Origin of the sequence: Bradyrhizobium sp. PRIMUS42, from assembly GCF_023006515.1 — a bacterium.
Lineage (GTDB): Bacteria > Pseudomonadota > Alphaproteobacteria > Rhizobiales > Xanthobacteraceae > Bradyrhizobium.
The window spans coordinates 1-5,031 of the sequence record NZ_JALBGZ010000480.1 but is presented as its reverse complement, the minus strand read 5'-3'; the positions used below and the strand labels follow the sequence as shown (position 1 = coordinate 5,031).

Annotated in this window: 2 protein-coding genes and 1 pseudogene; 1 reads left to right on the top strand and 2 read right to left on the bottom strand. The window is 65.0% G+C overall.

Annotation, left to right across the window (positions count from 1 at the left end; genetic code table 11):
- Positions 1 to 602: pseudogene (locus MOV75_RS27120) on the top strand (hypothetical protein); the annotation flags it as partial.
- Here the strand turns inward: MOV75_RS27120 and MOV75_RS27115 are convergent.
- Entirely contained in the window at positions 603 to 2,252 is a 1,650-nt protein-coding gene (locus MOV75_RS27115) for an alpha/beta-hydrolase family protein (protein WP_247006908.1), read from the bottom strand.
- Between the two features lie 84 nt (positions 2,253 to 2,336).
- The coding region (locus tag MOV75_RS27110; RefSeq protein WP_247006907.1) for a GAF domain-containing protein at positions 2,337 to 5,031 on the bottom strand (2,695 nt) is incomplete at its 5' end.

Genomic DNA, 5,031 nt, shown 5'->3' with positions numbered 1-5,031 from the left:
ACGGTCGCAATCGAAATGGTGGCCGGGCCCTTGATCTTGGCGAGCTTGTCGTCGAGCGGCAGACGACGGCCCTGCGCTGCGCGATATTCGGTGCGGTCATCGCCGGCCGTACCATGGCGCGGGCCAAGCACTACAAGCGCGTCGCCATCATCGGCACGTCCTGGGCCGCGCTGTGTGGCCTTGGCCTCACGCTGACGACGCTCCCGCTATGGGGCCTGCTGACGCTGATGGCGGCGTTTGCACTCGGCCTCGGCACCACCTTTCCGGTCTGCGTGGTCTCAGTACAGAATTCGGTCGCGCGGCCGCAGGTGGGCACCATCACCGGCGCCTTGAACTTCTTCCGCTCGCTGATGTCGTCCTTCACGGTCGCCGCTTTCGCAGCCATCCTGCTGATCGCGCTCGGCATCGACGTTCCGCTCGCCGGCGAGCATCACGCCGCAGGCGCCGTCGCGATTCCCGCCGACGACATGCGGCACGCCTTCCGTTACGTCTTCGGCGCCGCCACCGCGCTGATGACCGGTGCCGCGCTCTGCCTGATCATGATGGAGGAGCGGCCGCTGGCTGGCCCTTCCGTCACCAAGCACGTCGAGATGGCGGAGTAGCTAGCCGCCTCGATCGGCGTAAGGCTCGTCTGCGACGTTGCTCTCGGCGGCCTTTCGCGCCGCCGCTGCAAGATGCGCCTTGAGCTGCGCCAGCGCGTCGGCGGACCAATCATGGACATCGGTGACGGCGACCCAGGCATCGACGTAGTGTTCGGGCGCGTAGACGTGGCCAAAGCCCATCGGCGTATTGGTCGCGACTGCCATGTCGAGGGCGAGCTGCAGCATCGTCACGACGGGATACCATCGCAGCTCCGGTGACACATCCGGCCCGCGCGGCGCCGTCATCCAGTCAGGGGATTGATAGGCGTCGCGATAGGCGAAGAAGGTGATCGCGTCGCTCGCATATTGCAGATAGACGACGCGCATCGGTCCCCAGGGCGCATCTGCCGGCACCGTCGGTCCATTCTGGTTCATGAAGCGGACGAAGCGGCCGTCGCGGAATTCCGGCAGCCAGGCCGGCGTGCCCGGATTGCGGTTCGCGGTGATCGAGCGCCAGATGCGACTTTCGAACGGCGCGCCGCTCCAAAGTGCGCCCGTAATCGGATCGCCAATCGTCTCGAACAGCTCTGCGGATTTCTCCGAGTTCATCGCGCCGAGGCTCAGTCCATGCAGGTACAGCTTCGGCCGCCGGTCCTTCGGCAGCGTCGTCCAGTAGCCGTAAATTTCGGAGAACAGGGCGCGCGCCGCTTCTGCACCGAATTCGGGCTGAAACAGCAGCGACAGCGGACTGTTGAGATAGGAATACTGCATCGCGACACTGGCGACGTCGCCATGGTGGAGATATTCGACGGTGTCCATCGCGGCAGGATCGATCCAGCCGGTTCCGGTCGGCGTGACGACGATGAGTGTCTTGCGTTCAAAACCGTGCTGCCGCTTGAGCTCGTCGAGCGCAAGCCTGGCGCGCGCTTGCGCCGTCGCGGCGCCGCCAAGGCCCACATAGACCCGCACGGGCTCCTTCGCTGGCCTTCCCGTAACGGCGCTGATCACAGTTGCGGTCGGCCCCGAGGCGATGAACCTGCGCCCCATGCGTCCAAGCTGCTTCCACTTCACCAGCGAGGCGGGACTTCCTGTCCGTTCCGGCGCGGTCGGCTGCGGCCGCTCGGGCTCGAGCAGGGCGTCGACTTCGCGAAAGGACGAATCGAGCGCGTTGAACGCCGTGCGGATCAGGACATTGCTGGCGATCGACCAGAACAACAGACCCGCGGCGAGCACGCCGATGACGTTCGCGATTCTCCGCGGAACGACGCGCCTCGTACGCGTGGCGACGAAGCCGGCGGCAAGCGCGAACAGCCGCGCCAGCACCAGCAGCACGACGAAGGTGATCAGGGCGATGACGCAGACCTTGAGCGGATGGGCGGTCTCGACCGGCGCCATCTTCATCACGGTGCGGATCGAGTTCTGCCATCCGGCCGCCCGCCACAGAAAAAGGATGACGACGAGCAGGCAGGCGGCCGCGACCAGCGCGTTTGCGGTCGATCTCAGGCGCGCCGACGGCTCCGGCAATTCGAGATAGTGCCACAGCCAGCGCCAGACATTGCCGGCGAGATAGCCGATCCCGAAGCAGGCGCCGGCGACGGCGCCCTGCGTGAGATAGCTCCGCGGGACCAGCGTCGGCGTCAGCGCGGCCGCGAAGAACAGAGCACCCAGCATGAGGCCGACGCCGGACAACGACAGCAATTGCCGCCGAATGAGCCACGCCAGTTTGCCGAAAACACCCACTGGGCGAATTTATCCTCAGCTGTTGTCTGGCAGGCCACTCTTGCGCGGCAGCACGATCCTGAATTCGGTAAATCTGCCCGGCTCGGTCGCGACGTCGATCGTGCCGCCATGCTGCTTCACCACGATGTCGTGGCTCATCGACAATCCGAGCCCGGTGCCTTCGCCGGCCGGCTTGGTGGTGAAGAATGGATTGAACATCTTCTCCTTCACCTCGTCCGGGATGCCGGTGCCGTTGTCACGAATGCGGATCTCGATGTGATCGCCGCGGTCGCGGGTCGCGGCGGTCACGACGGGCGCGTAACCGGCCGCCTCGTTCTCCGCCTTGCGCTTGGCCACGGCATGGAATCCGTTCGAGATCAGGTTCAGCAGCACCCGGGTGATCTCCTGAGGGAATACATCGGCCGAGCCTGCAGCCGGATCGAGGTCGCGTTCGAGCGTCACGTCGAACTGCGGCTTCTCGGCGCGCGCGCCGTGATAGGCGAGGTTGAGGCTCTCCTCGACCATCGCGTTGATGTCGCTCAGGCGATGCTCGCCGCCGCCCTCGCGCGAATGCAGCAGCATGTTCTTGACGATGGAATCGGCGCGCCGTCCGTGCTGCACGATTTTTTCGAGATTGTCCTTCAGAAGCCCCGTGAGCTCGTCGACTTCGCCGCGGATATCGTCCGCGAGGGCGGCGGGTGCGAGCACCTCGTTCAGCTCGTCGGTCAATTCGGCAGAGAGGGATGCAAAATTGTTGACGAAGTTGAGCGGATTCTTGATCTCATGCGCGATGCCGGCGGTGAGCTGGCCGAGCGATGCCAGCTTCTCGGTCTGGACCAGCCGGTCTTGCGCGGCGCGCAAGTTCTCGAGCGAGGCGGCGAGCTCCCGCGTGCGGGCCTGCACTTCGTCGAAGAGGCGCACATTCTCGATCGCGATGACGGCTTGGTCGGCGAAGCTAGTAACGAGTTCGATCTGCTTTTCGCTGAACGGCTGGATTGCGCGACGTGCGAGAACAATAGCGCCAACCGTGCTGCCTTCGCGCAGTAAGGGCACACCGAGGAAGCTGCGCGGATTGCCGCTCAATTCCTGGCCTTCAAAGAAGTAATCGGGGTCTTCGAGCACGTCGGTGACATGGACCACCTTGTCCCCGAGCAAAGTCCGGCCCGTGATCGTGCGCCTGTCCGGCCGGACCGGGAGATCTCTTACATATTCGACGAATTTGGTTGGGAACCCGTAGGAGCCCGCCCGGAAATAGGTGCTGCCGGTCTTGCGGGTAATCGCCGCCATATCGGCTTCGCATAGTCGCGCCGCCGATTCGACCAGCGTATCGAGCACGGCCTGCAAGTCGAACGCCGAGCGGCTGATAACCTTGAGCACGTCGGCAGTCGCGGTCTGCTGCTGCAACGACTCGGTCAAATTTTCGGTGCGCTGACGCAATTCGCTGAGCAGCCGCGCGTTCTCGATGGCGATCACGGCTTGCGCCGCGAACTGGTTCAGCAAGGTGATCTGCTTCTTCGAGAACGGCCGGTTCTCTTGCCTGAAGATCATGACGTTGCCGACCATGCGCTCCTCCTGGAGCAACGGCACAGCGAGCAGACAGCGCGCGCCGCCGAGATCGACCAACGCCCGACGGTTCGGCTCTCCGCTGCGATAGGCGTCCGACTCCAGAAGATCGACCATTTCGACGAACGGTTCGCCCCTCAACAGGCGCGCAGGCGCGGTGGCCGGACCATAGTTGAGGGGCGCCCTGCGCCGGAATTCATCGTAGGCGGGGGGCAGACCGTAAGTGGCGGCTGTGTGGAACTGCGTGCCATCGTAGGTATTGAGCACGCCGAAACTGGCACCGCAGAGCTGCATTGCCTTGCTGAGCATCGCCTCGAACACCGGCTTGAGATCGCCGGCCGATCGGCTGATGACGCTGAGCACCTCCGATGTCGCGGTCTGCTGCTCCAGAGACTCGGTAAGCTCGCGGGTGCGGTCCTGCACCTCGTTGAACAGGCGCGTGTTCTCGACCGCGATCACGGCCTGGTCGGCGAAGGTCTTGAGCAGGTTGATTGCCTTGTCCGGGAAAGGACCCGCCTCCGGCCGCGTCACGCCGATGGTGCCGATCGCAACGCCGTCGCGCAGCATAGGCACCACGAGGATGCTGCGATAGCCTCGCGTCCGCGCCAGCTCCTTCATCGCGTCCGTGAGGTCTGGCTCGTTCTGCATGTCGCTGCGGAATGCGACCTTTCCGCTGGTCGCGACCCGGCTGTGGATGCCGGATGCCGACAGTGGCGCCGGGAACGAGCTGAGCAAATCTGCGTTGCCAGCCTCGACGTCGGTGGTGAAGGCCGCCAGATGCAGCATGCCGTCGATGACGCGCGTGACGGCGGAGGAGTGCCCGCCGACCAGGGCCTTGGCGCTGTCGGAGATCGCCTGGAACACCGGCGTCACATCCGCGGGCGAGGCCGCGATCACCTTGAGGATGTCGGCGGTCGCAGTCTGGCGTTCCAGCGCTTCCCTGGTGGCGTTGAACAGGCTGACATTCTTGATCGCAATCACCGCCTGGTCGGCGAAGGTCTGCAGCAGCCGCACGTGATGATCGCCGAACGCGCCGGTCGCGCGTCGCGTCGCGATGATGACGCCGATGGCCTCGCCCTCGCTCATCAAGGGTGTGAACAGCATGCTGCGATAGCCCCGCGCACGCGCGATGTCGCGCGCCGCCGGCTCGAGCTCGGTGTCTGGCAAT